The organism is Brachybacterium sp. B718/18 (assembly GCF_055454375.1).
This window is the reverse complement of sequence record NZ_JBVDDO010000007.1, coordinates 5,625-23,264: the sequence shown is the minus strand read 5'-3', so window position 1 is coordinate 23,264 and position 17,640 is coordinate 5,625. Positions and strand designations below refer to the sequence as shown.

The following is a 17,640-nucleotide window of genomic DNA, read 5'->3' as shown; positions in this document are numbered from 1 at the left end:
ACGCTGGGTGCATGAGAGACAGGTCAGCCCTCGAGGACGCGGAGCGCATCGACCTGCACACCCACACCTCCTGGTCCGACGGCACCTGCACCGTCGCCGAGCTGCTCGCGCGGGCCGCGGAGGCGGGTCTGGGGACGATCGCGGTGACCGATCACGACACCGTCGGGTGCTGGGGCGAGATCCCGGCGGCCAGCGCTGCGAGCGGCGTCTCGGTTGTGCCCGGGATCGAGGTCTCCGCCGAGCACCAGGGGCTCAGCGTGCACGTGCTCGCCCTGCTCGTCGACCCCTCGCCGGACACCGAGCTCGCGCACGAGATGGCCTGCGCCCGCCGCAGCCGCGTCGAGCGGGCGCAGCGGATGGTCGAGCTGATCGGCCGCGACCACCCCATCGCCTGGGAGGACGTCCGCGCGCAGGCGGCCGACGGGGACACGGTGATCGGTCGCCCCCACATCGCCGACGCCCTCGTCGCCCACGGCGTGCTCCCGGACCGCTCCGCGGCGTTCCGCGAGATCCTCCATCCGAGCGGCCCCTACTACGTGCCCTACTACGCACCCTCCCCGGCGACCGCGGTGCGGGCCATCCGCGAGGCGGGCGGGGTCGCGATCGCGGCGCATCCCGCGTCGGGGACAAGGGACGCCGAGGTGCCCGCGTCGGTGCTGGAGGACATGATCGGCGCCGGGCTCGCGGGCATCGAGGTCGATCACCGGGAGCACGACGAGCCGGAGCGGCGGCGACTGCGGGAGTTCGCCCGGTCTCATGGGCTCCTCGTGACCGGCGGCAGCGATTACCATGGCGCGGGCAAACCCAACCGGCTCGGAGAGAACCTCACGCAGCCGGACGTCCTGGCCGCGATCATCACTCGCGCCACGAGCAGCACCGAGGTCATCCGTCCATGGACCTGGTCGACCTGAGCTTCCTCGCGGGAGTCTTCGTCACCCTCTTCGTCATCATCGACCCTCCGGGGACGATCCCGATCTTCCTGTCGCTGACCGGCAGCATGACCGCAAAGCAGCGGTCCCGTGCCGCCCTGGTCGCCGTGGGCGTCGCGATGCTGATCATCAGCACCTTCGCGCTGTTCGGCCGCTTCATCCTCGACTACATGCACATCTCGCTGCCGGCGCTGCAGTTCTCCGGCGGTCTCCTGCTGCTGATCATCGCGCTGCAGCTGCTGGCCGGCAAGGAGGGGGAGATGGCCGCGAGCGATGGCGTCAACGTCGCCCTCGTGCCGCTGGGGACGCCGCTGCTCGGCGGTCCCGGCGCGATCGTGGCGATGATGCTCTTCGTCGACCAGACCGGCGGCCGCTCCGACCGCATCGCGGCGCTCGTGATCGCGCTCGTGCTCATGGCCGTGGTCATGTACTCGGTGATGCGCTTCTCCGGCATCATCGCGCGGCTGCTCGGCAAGGGCGGCGTCACCCTCGTCACCCGGATCGCGGGCGTGCTGCTGGCCGCGATCTCGACGCAGATGATCTTCGACGCCATCCACTCGTTCCTCATCGGCTGGGGCGTCGTCCCCGGCTGAACGATCGGGCAGGGTACGGCACCCGCCGACGAGCGAGGGCCCGGACCGGGCCCTCGTGGATCTGCCGGGAGGCGGGGTCAGCCCTCGGAGGAGGACTGCTGCTCGCCGCCTCCGGTCGCCCCGTCGCCGCCGCGGCTCCGGCTGCGACCGCGGCCGCCGCGCGACCGACGCCGACGGGGACGCTCGCCGTCGGACTCGGGGCCGGAGCCCTCGGCGCCCGCGGCGCGCGAGGAGCTCTCGCTCGTGGCGTCGCCCTGCTGCTCCACGACCTCGCCGTTCACGCGGCGGGTGCGGGAGCGGGAGCGGCTGCGCCGCGGACGATCCTCACCCGTGGACTCGGCCGAGGCGGTGCCCTCCGTGTTATCGGCGTCGGCGGGACGTGCGGAGTCCCGGGACTCCGAGCGCTCGGACCGGCCGCCGCGGCCGCCGGACCTCTCGCCGCGACCGGAACGCTCGCGCCGCGCCTCGGGACCGCCGAGGTCCTCGAGATCCTCCGCCTCCAGACCCGCGCGCGTGCGCTTGTCCTTCGGCAGTGTGCCCTTGGCCTCGGTGGGGATGTCGAGATCGGTGAACAGATGCTCGGAGGTGGAGTAGGTCTCGACCGCCTCGGTCGACTCGAGCCCCAGCTGCCGCGCGATGAGCGCCCAGCGCGCCAGGTCCTCCCAGTCCACGAAAGTGATGGCGGTGCCCTTGCGGCCCGCACGACCGGTACGGCCGGTGCGGTGCAGATAGGTCTTGTCGTCGTCGGGGCAGTTCCAGTTCACGACGTGGGTGACGTCGTCGACGTCGATGCCGCGAGCGGCCACATCGGTCGCCACCAGCACGTCCACCTTGCCGTTGCGGAAGGCGCGCAGAGCTTGCTCGCGCGCCCCCTGGCCGAGGTCGCCGTGCAGCGGGGCGGCCGCGAAGCCGCGCTCGGCGAGATCCGCGGCGACGCGGTCGGCCTGGCGCTTGGTGCGCATGAAGATGATCGTCAGGCCGCGGCCACGCGCCTGCAGCACCCGGGCCATCACCTCGATCTTGTCGAGCTGGTGCGCCCGGTAGACGACCTGGGTGATGTCCGCCTTGGTGCGCGAGACGTCACCGGGATCATGCGCCCGGATGTGCGTGGGCTGGCGCATGAACCGGCGGGCGAGAGCCATGATCGGGCCCGGCATCGTGGCCGAGAACAGCATGGTCTGGCGGGTGGTGGGCACGGCCTGGAGCAGCTTCTCGATGTCCTCGAGGAAGCCCAGGTCGAGCATCTCGTCGGCCTCGTCGAGCACCGCGACCTTGACCTGCGAGAGGTCGAGGTACTTCTGGCGCATGAGGTCGATCAGGCGACCGGGGGTGCCGACCACCACCTCGACACCCTTCTCGAGGGCCTCGATCTGCGGCTCGTAGGCGCGGCCGCCGTAGACGGTGAGGATGCGGACGGGGCGCTTCGTGGACGCAGCCTGCAGATCTTCGGCCACCTGGACCGCGAGCTCGCGGGTGGGGAGCACGATGAGGGCCTGCGGGGCACCGATGCGACGGTTCTCGGGGTTGTCCTCCCCGGGCGCCACCACGGACTGGAGGGCCGGGATGCCGAAGCCGAGCGTCTTGCCCGTGCCCGTCTTGGCCTGGCCGATGATGTCGCGGCCGCGCAGCGCGACCGGGAGGGTCAGCGACTGGATCGGGAAGGGATGGATGATCCCCTTGGCGGCGAGGGCCTCGACGATGTCGGGGCGGACCGCGAAGTCGGAGAAGGTCTGCGGGACCTCGACGACGGGGGTGCCGGAGCTCTGCTCGACGGCGGGGGAGGCCGACTCGGCCTCGTCGGTGTGCGGGATGGTTTCGGGCACCGTTCAACTCTCTGGATATCGGATGTGCCCTGCCATGGTAGCCCCCGGCCCCTGACGGGCCCCCGTGATCAGCCCCCGCCGCCGTCGCTGACCGAGGGCAGGGGGCTCTCCGGGTCCGTCGGCGTGACGCGCTCCTCGTCGGGGAGCCCCTGGCCCGGTTCGACCTCCTGCTCGGACGGGATCGGCTCCGCGGGGGTCTCCGCGCCCTCCGGGACCTCGAGCGCGGGAGTCTCCTCTGGCATCTGGGTGCGCTCGATCGAGACCGACACCAGGCCGAGGCCGCCCATGGTGATGTCGTCGTACGCGAGGAGCCGGCCGGTGGTCGAGTCGAAGTACAGCATCCGCGCGGTCAGCTCGAGCGGCTCCTCGCCCTGCAGCACGGGGGACACGCCGCCCGAGGCGAGCGCACCGCCCGTGGAGCCGACGGTGAACCAGTCGGTGCCCGAGCCCTCGCGGTTCAGCTCCACCTTCGAGGTGTGCATGTGCCCGGAGAGCACCAGCGGCGTGCGGCCCAGAAGGCCGTCCGGCTCGGTGGGATCGTGGATCAGGGCGATGTCCACGGGGTCCTCGGGATGCGCCGCGTCGTAGGCGGTGATGGTCTCGCCGAGCTGGAAGCCGCTCGCCGAGACCGCTTCCTTGCCCTCGCGCCAGCCGCCGGCGTCGGAGTCGTCGTCCGCGGCGAAGCGCGGATCGCCGATGCCCGCGATGGTCAGCCCCTCGATCTCGACCACCTGGTTGTCCAGGACGGTCGCATTGGGCTGGGCGGCGATCATTTCGGCCGCAGCCTGCCCGTCGTGGTTGCCGCTGATGTACAGGTAGGGCACGTCGAGGGTGCCGATCTCGCGCAGCAGCTCGTTCTCCCAGGGTGTGCCCCAGGAGACGATGTCGCCCGTGTCGATCACCAGGTCGATCGCGAACTGGGTGTGGAGCTGCTCGATGACGTCGTACGCCTGCGGGTTGTCGTGGATGTCGGAGACGTGCAGCACCGTGGTGACGTTCTCCGCGTCGAGCCCGACGGGCAGCGAGTCCGCGGCGATGTACAGCGCCGAGACCTGGCCGACGAACTCCGCGATCGTGTTCCGGTAGTTCGCGTAGTCCGCCGCGGTCGCCTCGCCGAGGTCCGCGACATAAGCGGCCTGGGAGAGCAGCCCCTCGAAGCGGGGCTGGCTGAGGGACTCCGGGGAGAAGGTGAGGCTCGTGGTCAGTGCCGAGGCGGCGACGACCGCGGCGGCGCCGCCGGCGGAGGCCACGGCGCGGCGCACCCGACGGAAGGTGAGGCCGACGGCGAGACCGGCGCCCGCGGCGCAGAACAGGGCGTTCAGCGCCGCGTTCACGGCGGCCGCGGAGGTGATCGCCTCCGGGGCGGTGCGGCTGAGCTCGGCGAGGCCGGCGTCGGAGGTGAAGAGGGCCTCGGCCGCCGCCACGTCGACGCTCTGCACACGTGCCTCGACCCGCACCGGTGCGCGGTGGGTGTCGAAGGCGACCTCGCCCACGGGTGGCAGGAGCAGGACGGTCTCAGCGTGCAGCGAGGGGCGCATGTGCACGCTCGCCGTGAGCGGGCCCACCTCGACCTTCGTCGCGGGGACCAGCAGGATCCCGACGATCGCGCCGAGCACCGCGATGAGGGTGGTCGTCGTCCCCTGGAGCATACGGCGGCGCCGCCGACGGCGCCTCGTGCGGAGCGCCGCGACCTCGTCGTCGACGGCAGCGGTCACGGCAGGGTCAGCCGAGGAAGCCGACGCGGCGGGGCTCCTCGGAGGAGAGCTCCACGTAAGCGACCTTCGCGCCGGGGACCAGCACGGTGCGGCCCTTGTCGTCCACCAGGGTGACCGGGGTGCCGTCGCGCAGAGCGGCGGAGAGGCGCTCGAGGAGCTCCTCGGAGCCCTCCGCGGACTCGATCACGATCTCGCGGGCGGAGTGCTGGATGCCGAGGCGAATCTCCATGGTGGGTCCTTCCCTCCGCCGCGTGGGCGGGGTCGTCCGGTGCTGTGCGTGCGGGAGTCTAGCGGTCAGGGCTGGGCGGTGACGGGGCCGTCGCCCGCCCGGGAGGAGCCGTCGGCGGCGAGCACCGTCCCGGCCACCTGCGGATGCTCGAGCGGGGCGAAGCCCGTCAGGCCGTGCAGCATCGCGGAGGTCATCACCTCGAGGATCTCCTCCCGCTCGGGCTCGCCGGAGGCGGCGTGGAGCATCACGGCGGTGGACTGCGCGGCGGCGAGGATGCTGCGGCCCAGGATCCTCGCTCGCGCATCGGAGATCTCGCGGGTGACCATGAGCAGGCTCGCGAGCTCGATCGACAGGGAGTCCAGGACCTGTGTGACCCGCTCCTGCACGGTCGCGGGGACCGGCTCCGAGCCGGTGAACAGGCGCACCGCGTTCTGCAGCGAGACGAAGCGGTAGAAGAGCTCGAGGCCGAAGCGGACCCGCTCCACCGAGCCGCCCTCGACCTCCCGCACGGTCTGGACCTCGCTCATCATGCGCTCGGCGATGATGTCCAGGACCTCCGCGTACAGCGTCTCCTTGGAGGTGAAGTGCTGGTAGAGCACGGGCTTGGTGACCCCCGCCGTGTGGGCGATGTCGTCCATCGAGGTGCGCTGGTACCCCTTCTCGCCGAAGACCCGGGTGGCCAGCTCGAGCAACTGGGCGCGGCGCTGCGCACGAGGCATGCGAGGGGTGGACGGCGAGGACATGACGGCCGCCTCCGATCCTGGATAGACCTGTCCGGGTGACCCGGATCATGCTACCGCCACGGGACGCGTCCCCCGGCGTCATCGGTCGGGGGGATGAGGTGCAATGGGGGCATGACGACGACCGTGAGCTCCGCACGCCGCCGCATCCGGCTGCTCGGGCCGGACCCGTCGGCCGTCGCCGCGGTCCTGCCCCCGGAGCGTCTCGACGTCGAGCAGCGGCGCGCTCTCGAGCTCGTCGAGGGCGGCGGGGACGTCCTGGTCCACGCCGGACCGGGCGCCGGGCGCACCGCGCTCGCGCTCGCGGCGGCCGCCCGGGCGGGCGAGGGGACGCTGCTGCTCGCCCCCCGGCGCGCCGCTGCCGGGCGGCTGCGGGACGCCCTCGCGGCGCACGGCGCCGCCGGGGTCCACGCCATGACGCCCCCCGCCCTCGGCCACGCGATCGTGCGCGCCGAGTCGGTCCGCGCGGGGCGCGGCGAGCCGACGCTGGTCACCGGGGCCGAGCAGGACGCCCTCCTCGCCGAGCTCATCGCCGAGCGCGGCACCTGGCATCTCGAGGTCGACGCGGCGGCGCGCACGCTGCCCGGCTTCCGTGCGGAGCTGCGCGATCTGATCACCCGGGCGACGGAGCGGGGGCTCTCCCCGGCGGATCTCGACCGGCTGGGGGAGGAGCGGGCCCGTCCCGCTTGGCGCGATGCCGCCGCGCTGCTGCGCGACTACCTCGGCGTGCTCGATCTCGAAGCGGCCGCCGCCCTCGACGCGGGGCCGCGCCTGGACTCGGGGGGCCTCGTCCGACGGGCGGTGCGCCTGCTCGAGGACACCGCGCAGCCCGCGCCGTACTCCCTCGTGGTCGTCGACGACGCCCAGGACCTCACCAGCGCCGGCGTCGACCTGGTGGCGGCGCTCGCCGGGGCCGGTGCGCGGCTGCTCGTGCTCTCCTGCCCCGATGCGGCCGTGGACACCTTCCGCGGGGCGCTGCCGGATGCGGCAGACCGGCTCCGCGGGCTCCTCCGCCGGCCGCTGTCGGAGATCGCCCTTCCCGGGGCCCACGGGCCGCGGGGCGGTGCGCTGCGCGTGCTCGACGAACTCCGCGGCCGGCTCCCGCTCGCGGGGGCGCCGGCCGCGGTGCGTCGTCCCCGGCACACCCCGGACGGCCCGCGACCCGTGACCGTGCGTGCCCGGGACCCGCTCGAGGAGGCGCGGCTGATCGCCGGCGCGCTCCGCGACCTCCATCATCGGGAGGAGGTGGAGTACGACGACATGGCGGTGGTGTGCCGCTCCGGGGCGGCGGTGGCCGACGTCGCCGACCTCCTCTCGCGCTCCGGGCTGCCGGTGCGCGTGCCGCACCGGCCCCAGCCGCTGCGCGAGGTGCCGGCGGTCGCGGACCTGCTGACGGTGCTCGAGATCGCTCTCGCACCGGAGGGCTCCTCCGTGGACCCGCTGGTCGCCGACGCGCTGCTGCGGGGGCCCTACGGGGACGCCGACTCGCTGCGACTGCGCCGCATCCGCCGCCTCCTGCTCGCCGCCCACCGCAGAGCCCGCCCCGAGGACGAGACCCCGAGCGACCAGCTGCTCGCCCGGGCGCTGCTCGAGGAGGAGGCCCCCGGACTGCCGGGCGCCGAGGACCGGGACCGCACGGCGGCCCCCGTGCACCGGCTGCGGGACATGATCGCCGCCGTCCGCGCCCACCGCGAGGAGGACGCCCAGCAGGTGCTGTGGCACGCCTGGGACGCGGCGGGGCTCGCCGGGGGCTGGCGGCGGGCGGCCCTCGGCGCCCCGGGGGACGTGGACGGCGCCCGCGCCCGGCTCGCCGGGTCCCGGCTCGACGCCCTGCTGGAGCTGTTCGCGGCCGCCGAGCGGCTCACCGACCGGCGTCCCGGCGCGGGGCCCCTCGACCTCGTCGAGCAGGTCCGCGCCCAGGCCGTCGTCGAGGACACCCTCGCCCCGGCCGCCGCGCCCCGGGGCCGGGTCGCCGTGCTCACCCCCGCGCAGATCGCCGGCGAGCACCGGGACACCGTGGTCCTCGCCCGCCTGCAGGAGGGTGCCTGGCCGGACCTGCGCCTCCGCTCGACCCTCTTCGGTGCGGCGGAGCTGGCGCTGCTGACCGACTCCCGGGATCCCGGCGGGCTGCCCGCCGACCCCGAGTCCGTCCGCGCGATCCAGCGCGCCCAGGTCCTCGCCGATGAGCTGCGGCTCGCGGTCTCCGCCCTCGCCCGTGCCCGCTCACGGGTGCTCGTCACCGCCGTCGAGGACCCGGACTCGGACCCCTCCGCGCTCTTCGAGGCGCTCGAGCAGGGGGCCGCCGCCGCGGCCGCGGACTCCCCGGACGAGCCCGACTGGCTCGATCTCGACGCGCTCCGACGGGACCCGGGGCCCGCCCCTGACGTGCGCGAGCTGGTCCCCGCCCTGCGACGACGGCTCCTCGACCCGGACCCGGCGCGTGCGGCCGACGCGGCCCGGGCCCTGCACGCGCTCGCCGCGGCGGGAGCTCCCGGCACCGCCCCGGAGCGCTGGTACCACCAGCGCCCGAGCAGCGACGCGCCGCTCGCCGACCCGGGCACGGAGATCCCCTTGTCCCCCTCGGCCCTCGAGCGCGCCGCCGACTGCCCGCAGGCCTGGCTGCTCGAGCGCTCCGGCGGCACGCGCTCGGGAGGGCCGGCGCAGCGCATCGGCACCGCCCTGCACCACCTCGCGCAGACCCATCCGCGCGGACCCGAGAACGGCGTCCAGGACCTGCTCGACGCCCTCCATGCCCAGCTCCGCACCATCCCCGGCACCGACACCTGGTCGGGGAGGCGCCGTGTGCGCCGGGCGGAGGACGCCGCTCGCCTGCTCGCCGAGCACCTCGCCGCCGCGGCCCCGCCGCTCGCCGTCGAGGCACCCTTCGAGGTGCTCCTGGGCCCGGTGCGGCTGCGTGGCTCGATCGACCGCCTCGAGGGGGACGAGACCGGGCTGCGGGTCGTCGACCTCAAGACCGGTCGCGCCGCGAAGTCCCGGGCCGCCGCGGAGGAGGACCTCCAGCTCGCCGCGTACCAGACCGCGGTGCGGGACGGGGCGCTCGCCGAGCAGCTGGGGGAGGATGCCCCCGAGCGGCTCAACGGCGCGCAGCTGGTCTACGTCGGCACCGGCGGGCGCAGCGCCGCCGTCCGCACCCAGACCGCCCTCTCCCGCGCGGAGGATCCCGCCTGGTTCGACGACCTCGTGCGCCGCGTCGCCGCGGACGTCTCCGGAGCCGAGGTCGCCGCGCGGATCACCTCCCACTGCAGCCGCTGTGCGGTCCGCTCGAGCTGCGCCCTGCAACCCGAGGGGGAGCAGCTGTGACCCGCCCTGCACGCGACCAGCACGACCAGCACCACGAGCACGACGAGCACCTGGAGCACCACCAGCACCACGAGCACGACGAGCGCCCCGCCGCGACGCTCAGCGCGGCCCGCCTCGCCGGCCTGCTCGAGCAGCCGCCGCCGACCGCCGAGCAGACCGCCGTCATCGAGGCCCCGCTGCAGCCGCTGCTGGTCGTCGCCGGAGCCGGCTCCGGGAAGACCGAGACGATGGCCTCCCGCGTGGTCTGGCTGATCGCGAACGCCGTGGTCGAGCCGCGGCAGGTGCTGGGTCTGACCTTCACCCGCAAGGCGGCGCACGAGCTCTCCGCCCGCATCGCCCAGCGTCTGGCGACCCTCGCCCACGCGCTGCGCGCCGAGGGCCTGCCCCTCCCGGCCGGTCTCGAACGGGGCGGGGACGAGCTCGTCGGCCAGCGCCCCGCGGTCCGCACCTACAACGGGTTCGCCCTCGACCTGGTCCGCGAGCACGCCCTCGCCGTCGGCATCGATCCGGAGCTGACGATGATGTCCACCTCGGCGTCCTGGCAGCTCGCCCACACCCTCGTGGAGTCCTGGGACGACAGCCTCGACCTCGAGGCGTCCCCCGCGACCCTCACCGCCGCCCTGCTCTCGCTGACGTCCTCGCTCGCCGACCACCTGGTGGATCCCGCGCGGCTCGAGGCGCACCTGCGGGAGATCCACACGCACCTCTCCCAGATCCCGCTGCAGGTCGAGGGACGGCGCCGCACCACCCCGAAGGCTGTCGCCGGGGTGCTCACCGCCCTCGAGAACCGCCTCGCCCTGATCCCGCTGGTCGAGCGCTTCGCCGAGATCCGCGCCGAGAGCTCCGCTCTCGACTTCGCCGATCAGGTCTCCCTCGCCGCCCGCATCGCGCGCGAGGTGCCCGCCGCCGGAGCCCTCGCCCGCCGCCTGCACCGGGTCGTGCTGCTCGACGAGTTCCAGGACACCTCCGTCGCCCAGCTGCGGATGCTCACCGACCTCTTCGGCCCCGGGCACCCCGCGTGCGCCGTCGGCGATCCGCAGCAGGCGATCTACGGCTGGCGCGGTGCCTCGGCGGCCTCCCTCGCGGGCTTCGCGGAGGCCTTCGCGACCCCGGAGCGGCCGGTCCTGCAGCGCACCCTGTCCACCTCCTGGCGGAACGACGAGGCGGTCCTCGCCGTCGCGAACCGCCTCGCGGGACCGCTGCGCGCGGCCGGGGCCGGGGTGGAGATCCCCGAGCTCCACCCCCGCCCCGGCGCGGGGGAGGGCGCCGCGGAGATCCACGAGGCCGCCGACGAGACCGGCGAGGCCCGTGCCATCGGCCGCTGGATCCGGGCCCGCCGCGCCGAGGCACCCGAGGAGGAGGTGCCGTCGGCGGCGGTCCTGGTGCGCGCGCGGCGTCAGATCCCCGCCCTCGTCGAGGGCCTCGAGGCCGAGGGGCTGCCCGTGCACGTGGTGGGGCTCGGGGGGCTCCTGCACCGGCCGGAGGTGGCGGATGTCCGCGCCCTCCTCGAGGCCTCCCACGATCCGGGGCGGGGTGATGCGCTCATGCGCCTCCTCACCGGACCCCGGGTGCGTCTCGGGGCGCGGGATCTCGCGGTCCTCGGCCGCTGGCGGGACCGGCTCGGGTCGCGTCTGCGGGCCGCACGTCCGACGACGACCGACGGCGTGCCCGCCGCCCCCGACGAGGTCGAGGAGGTGTCGCTGCTCGACGCCGTGGACGACCTCCCGCCGAGGGGCTGGACCGATCCCTCCGGGCGCTCCCTCAGCGAGCGCGGTCGCGAGCGCCTCGAGCACGTCCAGCAGGTGCTGCGCGAGATGCGGCGGCTGCTGCCGCTCCCGCTCCCCGATCTGGTCACGGCCGCCGTGCGCCTGCTCGAGGTGGACCTGGTGCTGCGCGAGGCGGATCCGTCCACGCGGGCCCTCGGCGATCTCGAGGCGCTGCGCGAGCACGCCGCGGCCTTCGACCGCACCGCCCGGCGCGGCGGGCTCGCCGCATACCTGGACCTGCTCGAGATCAGCGAGGACGAGGAGGCGGCGCTGTCCGTCGGCGCGGCGGGGGAGGCGGAGGCCGAGAGCGATCCGGAGGCGGTCACCATCGTGACCATGCACTCCGCGAAGGGCCTCGAATGGGACCTGGTCGCCGTCGCCGGCCTCACCGAGGGATCGGTGCCCTCCTACGACCTGCGCCGGGCGAAGACCGACGAGGCCGGGCGGGTGCGGGTGCCCGGCGACGGGTGGCTCGGGAAGCTCGCCGGGGCCTCCGTCCCCACCGCCCTGCGCGGTGACGCCGACACCCTGCCCGAGCTCGCCTGGGCGGAGGCGGACACCCAGGTCGACGCCGAGGCGCTGATCGAGGAGTACCGGTTCGCTCAGGGGGAGGAATCCCTGCGCGAGGACCGTCGGCTGATGTACGTCGCGGTGACCCGCGCCCGTCGGCGCCTGCTGCTGACCTCCGCCGCCTGGCGCCAGGGGCTGACCACCGCGCGGCCCCGCTCCCGCTATCTCGCCGAGGCGGAGCCGCTGGTGCCCGAACCCTTCCGCCGCCGGGAGGACGTGCCCGAGCAGAACCCGCTCGAGTCCGCGCGCCGGTTCACCACCTGGCCGCCAGCACAGGGAGAGCCCGAGCGCCGCCGGGATCTCGCCGAGGAGATGCTCGCCGCCGCCGAGGACCTCCCGCCCGCGGACCCCGAGCTCGCCGAGACCCTGCGCCGGGTGCTCGATGACCTGGAGCGCCAGGAGGGGCCGCCCGCCGTCCACTCCCCGGCGCGGCTGTCCGCCTCGCAGGTCGTGCAGCAGGCGCGCGACCCGCAAGGCGCCGCCCTCGACCTGGTGCGGCCCCTGCCGCGGCGGCCCTCCGCCGCGGCGGCCCGGGGCACCGCCTTCCACGCGTGGCTCGAGCACCGCTTCGGCGGGGCGACCCTGCTCGATCTCGAGGACCTCCCGGATCTGGGCGAGGACGAGGCGCCGCACCTCGACGACCTCGCCCTCCGCGAGGCCTTCGCCCGCTCCGAGTGGTCCGGCCGCACCCCGATCGCGGTCGAGACCCCGGTCCACACCCGGGTGGGTGCGGTGGTGGTGCGCGGCGTGATCGACGCCGTCTTCCCCGACCCGGACGCCGGGGACGCCGACGGTCCCGACGATGCGGCGGGCGTGATCATCGTGGACTGGAAGACGGGGCGCATGCCGCGACCCGCGCAGCTGCGCGAGCGCTCCCTCCAGCTCTCGCTGTACCGCCTGGCCTGGCACGAGAAGACCGGGATGCCGCTGTCGAGGATCCGTACGGCCTTCCACTTCGTCGCCGAGGGCACGACGCACGAGGTGCGCCGCCATCCCTCCCGGGAACGGATCGCGGCGATGCTCCTGGGAAGCTGACCGAGCTGATCGAGCTGATCGGGCGGACCGAGCTGACCGGGGTGGCCGGGGTGACCTGGCTGACCGGGTTGCTCGGCGGTCGCGAGGGCGCGGGGCTCAGGCCTCCGCGGGCCGCTGCGCGCTCATCGCCTCGTAGGCGCGCTCGGCCTCTTCGCGGGCGATCTTGGCGAGGTCGGCGTCGAGGTCTGCGATCATCGCCCGGGCGTCGGCGATGATCTCGGCGTCGCCGGCGTCCTGGCCGTGGATCAGCCAGGCGACCACCGCGAACTCGCCGAGCGCCTGCGCACGCTCCATGAGCCGCGGATGCGTCGAGGTCGGCAGTTCCTCCCGGTAGCTCGTGTACAGCTCGTCGAAGCGCTCGGCGTCGAGGGCCGAGACCAGCCAGGCGAGATCGGCGGCGGGATCGGCGACTTTGGAGGAGGACCAGTCGCGGATCGCGCTGATCTGGTCGGCGGCGACGAAGAGGCTCTCCTCGGAGAGGTCCGCGTGCACGAACTGCGGGGTGAAGTCCCACAGCTCCTCGTCGGCCAGCAGCGACTCCCAGCGCTGGGCGACCGCTGCGGGGAGATGCCCGCCCTCCTGCGCTCGGGTGACCCGGTCCCGGTGCTCCGCCAGCAGTGCGGCGGGGGTGAAGGTCTCCACCCCCGCGGCCTCGGCGGCGTAGCGGGGCACCGTGTGGATCCGTGCGAGCACCTGGCCCAGCGAGCGCGCGAGCGCGGGCGAGTCCTGCAGGTCCTGCAGCATCAGCGGGCGGCCGACGGGCGCCTCGGTCACCGCGGCCCGGCCACCCTCGGCGAGCTTGACGACTCCGAGCACCGGAGGGATCACGCCGCGCAACGGCGTGCCCGTGAGCGCATCGGCGACGCGCAGGTCGCGCTCCAGGTGCACCCCGGCGGCCACCGAGGCGGGGGAGAGGATCATGACCCGGCGGCCGTCCTCGCCCACCACTCCTGCGACGTCGAGGTCCTCGACCGGGGTCGCGATCGGCGTGGTCTGCGCGGGAACCAGACCGGGGACCGCCGCCGCGGCGAGGGCTGCCAGGGAGTAGGAGTTGCGATGCACCCTCACACCGTACCCGGCCGCCCCTCCGCTCCCGCGTAGGCTGAGGACCATGGCGATGTTGCGCGGACCCCATCTGGACACCCCCCTGACCCTCGTCGGCAGCGATCGTGACGCCCTGCGTCGCGGCGAGGAGGGCGTGCTGGATCCCGGTCCCGACGCCCGCTACCTCGTGACCCGCGCCGGGGCGGTCGCCGTGAAGGAGACGGACGCCGGCCTGCGCGTGCTGCTCGAGGAGGCCGATCCGCGCGGCGGCCACGACAGCCTCGTTCTGCTCTCGTTCCGCGACGGGGTGCGGGTCCTGGGCGTGGAGCTGCCCGAGCCCAGTCCCGAGATCGATGATCCCGGCCGGGACCTGCGGGACCTGCGCCGCATCGCGGGGGATCTCACCCCGGAGGATGCCGATCTCGCCCTGACCGCCGTCGCGATGGGCGCCTGGCACCGCTCGATGAAGCACTGCCCGCTGTGCGGCGAGCTGCTCGAGGCGGATATGGCCGGCTGGGTGCTGCGCTGCCGCGAGGACCGCTCCGAGCACTTCCCCCGCACCGACCCGGCCGTGATCATGGCCGTGCGCGATGACCGCGACCGGCTGCTGCTGGCCCGCAACGCGAGATTCCGCGGTCGGTTCCACTCGGTGCTCGCCGGATTCGTCGAGCCGGGGGAGAGCCTCGAGAACGCGGTCGCCCGCGAGGTGGCCGAGGAGGTGGGCCTCACCGTCGCGGAGGTCGAGTACGTCGGCAGCCAGCCCTGGCCCTTCCCGCGCTCGCTCATGCTCGGCTACCGCGCATGGATCTCGGGCTCCGCCGAGCTGACCCTCCAGGACGAGGAGATCGCCGAGGCCCGCTGGTTCACCCGGGAGGAGTTCCACGCGGCCCTCGAGTCGGGGGGCCTCGAGATCCCCGCCAACGCCTCCCTCGGCCGAGCCCTCATCGACGACTGGTCCCGCGAGCGCCCGGCGGGCTGATCCTCGCGGGCTGATCCCCGCGGCGTGATCCGTGCGCCGTGAGCGACGCCGCGTCCACACCGCCCGCTCGTCCGTCGGGCTCCGCTGGCAGGATGGTCCGCGATGACCGACGCCCCGCTCCCCGTCCCCGATCCCGAGGCGCTGCTCGCCGCGCTCGACCCCGAGCAGCGCGAGGCCGCCCGCAGTTTCGGCACGCCCGTCTGCGTCCTCGCCGGCGCGGGGACGGGCAAGACCCGCGCGATCACCCACCGCATCGCCTACGGCGTCGCGACCGGTCAGCTCAACCCGCGCCACGTCCTCGCCGTCACCTTCACGGCGAAGGCCGCGGCGGAGATGCGCTCGCGCCTGCGTGATCTGGGGGTCCCGGCGGTGCAGGCCCGCACCTTCCACTCGGCGGCGCTGCGTCAGCTGCGGCATTTCTGGCCGCGGGTGGTGGGCGGGCCGATGCCGGACATCATGGCGAGCAAGTACCCGGGCGTGGGGGAGGCTTGCCAGCGCCTGCACCTCTCGGTGGACCGCGCCGCGCTGCGCGACATCGTCGCCGAGGTGGAGTGGTCCCGCGTCTCGATGCTCACCCCCGAGGCGTACCCCGCCGCGGCCGAGGCCGCACGCCGGCCCGGGGCCGCCGGCTTCGACGCCCGCACCATCTCCCGCATCCTCACCCAGTACGAGGAGGTGAAGAAGGAGAAGGGCGTCATCGACTTCGAGGACGTGCTGCTGCACATGGTCGGCTTCCTCACCGAGCGGGCCGACGTCGCCCGGGAGGTGCGCTCCCAGTACAAGCACTTCGTGGTGGACGAGTACCAGGACGTCTCGGCGCTGCAGCACGCGCTGCTGCGCCTGTGGCTGGGCAGCTCCGACGATCTCTGCGTGGTGGGGGACGCGGCCCAGACCATCTACACCTTCGCGGGCGCCCGCGCCTCCTACCTGCTGGACTTCTCCCAGGAGTTCAAGCGCGCCCGCACCATCCGGCTCGAACGCAATTACCGCTCGACCCCGCAGATCGTGCGCCTGGCGAACACGGCGCTGGACGCCGCCCGGGGGCGCACCCGCGACCATCGCCTCACGCTCGTCGCGCAGCGGGAGGCGGGGGAACCGCCGACGATCGAGTCCTATCCCGACGACGTCGCCGAGTCCGAGGGCGTCGGCCAGCGAATCGCCGACCTCGTCGCCGAGGGCCGACCCGCCGCCGACATCGCGATCCTGTTCCGCACCAACAGCCAGTCCGAGGCCTTCGAGCAGGCGCTCACGGGCCGCGGCATCGGCTATCTGGTGCGCGGCGGGGACCGGTTCTTCGAGCGTCAGGAGGTCCGCCGGGCGATGGTCGCGCTGCGCGCCGCGGCCCGGCTCGAGCACGAGGAGCCCGCCCGGGTCGTGCGCGACGTCCTCGGCCAGCAGGGATGGTCCGAGAAAGCACCCGAGTCGACCGGAGCCGTGCGCGATCGCTGGGACTCCTTGCAGGCCCTCGTCGGCCTCGCCGACACCGTGCTCGCCCGTCCCGGGGCCGCGCTCCCGGACCTCGTGCGCGAGCTCGAGGAGCGGGCCGAGGCGCAGTCCGCCCCGCTCGTGGACGGCGTCACCCTCGCCTCCATCCATGCCGCGAAGGGCCTCGAATGGCCCGTCGTGTTCCTGGTCGGGGCGAGCGACGGCCTGCTGCCGATCTCCATGGCCTCCTCGGCGGCCGAGGTCGAGGAGGAGCGGCGCCTTTTCTACGTCGCCCTCACGCGCGCCCGCGACCTGCTCACGGTCAGCTGGGCCGCGGCCCGCAGCGTCGGGGCACGCGGCAGCCGCAAGCCCTCCCGCTTCCTCGACGGGATCCTCGACCATCCCGAGAACCGTCGGCCCGGGGGAGGCGGCCCGACCGCGCGGCGCACCGGGCGTCGCAGCGCGACCGTGCACACCGAGTGCCGGGTCTGCGGGCAGGCCCTCGTGGCCCCCGCCGAGCAGCGTTTGGGCCGCCACCCCGGCTGCCCCTCCCCCGCGAGCGGGGACCTGCTGCAGGACCTGCGCCGCTGGCGCAGGGACCGCGCGGCGGCCCTGGGCAGTCCTCCCTACGCCGTGCTGACCGATGCCGCGCTCGAGGCCGTCGCGGAGCGGATGCCCGCGACGGCCGAGGAGCTGCTGGCCGTCCCCGGGCTCGGCCCCGCCGCGGCGCAGCGCGTGGGGGAGGAGCTGCTCGAGCTCCTCGGCGCCCATCGCCGGAAGGTCGCAGGAACCGCGTCCCGGAAGGCATCGCCGCAGGTCAAAAAATAGATGTGCGATCTGTGACGGGTGTGTAGACTCAACTCGTCAATCGTCCGCATCGCGAACCGGGACACCGGTGAGCGCGCACAGAAAGGGGGTGGCCTCATGATCATCAGGAATATCGCGGAAGCAGGGCCGTACTCCTTCGGAGTGCCCGCTCTCCCGCAGCGGTATCGGGGTCGTATCCCCGCAGGTGCCCACCTGAGCTGACGAGGTCCACCTCGCTGCCGGTGCGGCGCCGCCGCCGCACCCCGCCCCTGACAGGGCTCGTCCCCGACGATCTTCGAAGCAGCGAGACGATGACTATCACCACCTCCCTCAGCACGTTCCTGTCCCCCGACGCCGCCTCGGCGCATCTGCTGCCCTGCCACGACGCGGAGGCCGCGGACCTCTTCTTCTCCGAACGACCCGCTGACCTCGAGCAGGCCAAGATGCTGTGCGCCGACTGCCCGCTGATCGAGGACTGCCGTCGCGGTGCCCTCGAGCGCGAGGAACCGTGGGGCGTGTGGGGCGGCTCCATCTTCGAGTCGGGCCGCATCATCGCGGTGAAGCGCGGCCGGGGGCGTCCCCGCAAGGACCGTTCGGCGGTCAGCGCCGCCTGAGCCCTTCGCGCTCGGGTGCCGCACGACGAAGGGGGCGGAGCACCCCACAG

General features: G+C 74.4%; 12 protein-coding genes. 7 read left to right on the top strand and 5 right to left on the bottom strand.

Annotated elements, in window-relative coordinates; all coding sequences use genetic code 11:
• Nucleotides 1-11: 11 nt before the first annotated feature.
• On the top strand, nucleotides 12-911 hold the full coding sequence (locus ACZCAH_RS11560) for a PHP domain-containing protein (RefSeq protein WP_464341218.1): 900 nt from the start codon (nucleotides 12-14) through the stop codon (nucleotides 909-911).
• Nucleotides 893-1,522, top strand: coding sequence for a MarC family protein (locus tag ACZCAH_RS11555; RefSeq protein WP_329749515.1), 630 nt, complete (start codon nucleotides 893-895; stop codon nucleotides 1,520-1,522). Before ACZCAH_RS11560 ends, ACZCAH_RS11555 begins: the two co-directional genes overlap by 19 nt.
• Before the next feature lie 77 nt (nucleotides 1,523-1,599).
• On the opposite strand, the gene ACZCAH_RS11550 is transcribed toward ACZCAH_RS11555, so the two are convergent.
• From ACZCAH_RS11550 to ACZCAH_RS11535, 4 genes are all read right to left on the bottom strand, one after another.
• Nucleotides 1,600-3,345 (bottom strand): DEAD/DEAH box helicase, encoded by a 1,746-nt coding sequence (locus ACZCAH_RS11550; protein ID WP_464341217.1) that lies wholly within the window; start codon nucleotides 3,343-3,345, stop codon nucleotides 1,600-1,602.
• A 68-nt stretch (nucleotides 3,346-3,413) separates the two neighbouring features.
• Nucleotides 3,414-5,060, bottom strand: coding sequence for a metallophosphoesterase family protein (locus ACZCAH_RS11545; protein ID WP_464341216.1), 1,647 nt, complete (start codon nucleotides 5,058-5,060; stop codon nucleotides 3,414-3,416).
• Nucleotides 5,061-5,067: 7 nt separating this feature from the next.
• Nucleotides 5,068-5,289: a DUF3107 domain-containing protein gene (locus tag ACZCAH_RS11540; RefSeq protein ID WP_329744854.1), complete on the bottom strand. Its 222-nt coding sequence runs from the start codon at nucleotides 5,287-5,289 to the stop codon at nucleotides 5,068-5,070.
• A gap of 65 nt (nucleotides 5,290-5,354) precedes the next feature.
• Nucleotides 5,355-6,008, bottom strand: coding sequence for a TetR/AcrR family transcriptional regulator (locus tag ACZCAH_RS11535; RefSeq protein ID WP_464341215.1), 654 nt, complete (start codon nucleotides 6,006-6,008; stop codon nucleotides 5,355-5,357).
• 135 nt (nucleotides 6,009-6,143) lie between these two features.
• On the opposite strand from ACZCAH_RS11535, the gene ACZCAH_RS11530 reads away from it, so the two are divergent.
• Together ACZCAH_RS11530 and ACZCAH_RS11525 are read left to right on the top strand one after the other, a co-directional pair.
• Nucleotides 6,144-9,350 carry a PD-(D/E)XK nuclease family protein gene (locus tag ACZCAH_RS11530; protein ID WP_464341214.1) on the top strand — a complete coding sequence of 1,069 codons (3,207 nt, stop codon included), beginning with the start codon at nucleotides 6,144-6,146 and terminating at the stop codon, nucleotides 9,348-9,350.
• Entirely contained in the window at nucleotides 9,347-12,721 is a 3,375-nt protein-coding gene (locus tag ACZCAH_RS11525) for a UvrD-helicase domain-containing protein (RefSeq protein WP_464341213.1), read from the top strand. Before ACZCAH_RS11530 ends, ACZCAH_RS11525 begins: the two co-directional genes overlap by 4 nt.
• Nucleotides 12,722-12,817: 96 nt before the next feature.
• Here the strand turns inward: ACZCAH_RS11525 and ACZCAH_RS11520 are convergent, their stop codons facing one another.
• Complete coding sequence (locus tag ACZCAH_RS11520; RefSeq protein WP_464341212.1) at nucleotides 12,818-13,783, bottom strand: phosphotransferase; 966 nt, start codon at nucleotides 13,781-13,783, stop codon at nucleotides 12,818-12,820.
• A 49-nt stretch (nucleotides 13,784-13,832) separates the two neighbouring features.
• On the opposite strand from ACZCAH_RS11520, the gene nudC reads away from it, so the two are divergent.
• The 3 genes from nudC (at nucleotide 13,833) to ACZCAH_RS11505 (ending at nucleotide 17,590) form a co-directional block, all read left to right on the top strand.
• On the top strand, nucleotides 13,833-14,744 hold the full coding sequence (gene nudC / locus ACZCAH_RS11515) for an NAD(+) diphosphatase (protein ID WP_464341211.1): 912 nt from the start codon (nucleotides 13,833-13,835) through the stop codon (nucleotides 14,742-14,744).
• 102 nt (nucleotides 14,745-14,846) lie between these two features.
• Entirely contained in the window at nucleotides 14,847-16,997 is a 2,151-nt protein-coding gene (locus ACZCAH_RS11510; RefSeq protein WP_464341210.1) for an ATP-dependent DNA helicase UvrD2, read from the top strand.
• A 290-nt stretch (nucleotides 16,998-17,287) separates the two neighbouring features.
• On the top strand, nucleotides 17,288-17,590 hold the full coding sequence (locus ACZCAH_RS11505) for a WhiB family transcriptional regulator (protein ID WP_329744861.1): 303 nt from the start codon (nucleotides 17,288-17,290) through the stop codon (nucleotides 17,588-17,590).
• Nucleotides 17,591-17,640 lie beyond the last annotated feature (50 nt).

Coding starts and splice junctions, on each gene's coding strand:
- ACZCAH_RS11560 (WP_464341218.1), top strand. CDS start 12: ATGAGAGACAGGTCAGCCCTCGAGGACGCGGAGCGCATCGACCTGCAC.
- nudC (WP_464341211.1), top strand. CDS start 13,833: ATGGCGATGTTGCGCGGACCCCATCTGGACACCCCCCTGACCCTCGTC.
- ACZCAH_RS11535 (WP_464341215.1), bottom strand. CDS start 6,008: ATGCCTCGTGCGCAGCGCCGCGCCCAGTTGCTCGAGCTGGCCACCCGG.
- ACZCAH_RS11510 (WP_464341210.1), top strand. CDS start 14,847: ATGACCGACGCCCCGCTCCCCGTCCCCGATCCCGAGGCGCTGCTCGCC.
- ACZCAH_RS11555 (WP_329749515.1), top strand. CDS start 893: ATGGACCTGGTCGACCTGAGCTTCCTCGCGGGAGTCTTCGTCACCCTC.
- ACZCAH_RS11505 (WP_329744861.1), top strand. CDS start 17,288: ATGACTATCACCACCTCCCTCAGCACGTTCCTGTCCCCCGACGCCGCC.
- ACZCAH_RS11530 (WP_464341214.1), top strand. CDS start 6,144: ATGACGACGACCGTGAGCTCCGCACGCCGCCGCATCCGGCTGCTCGGG.
- ACZCAH_RS11540 (WP_329744854.1), bottom strand. CDS start 5,289: ATGGAGATTCGCCTCGGCATCCAGCACTCCGCCCGCGAGATCGTGATC.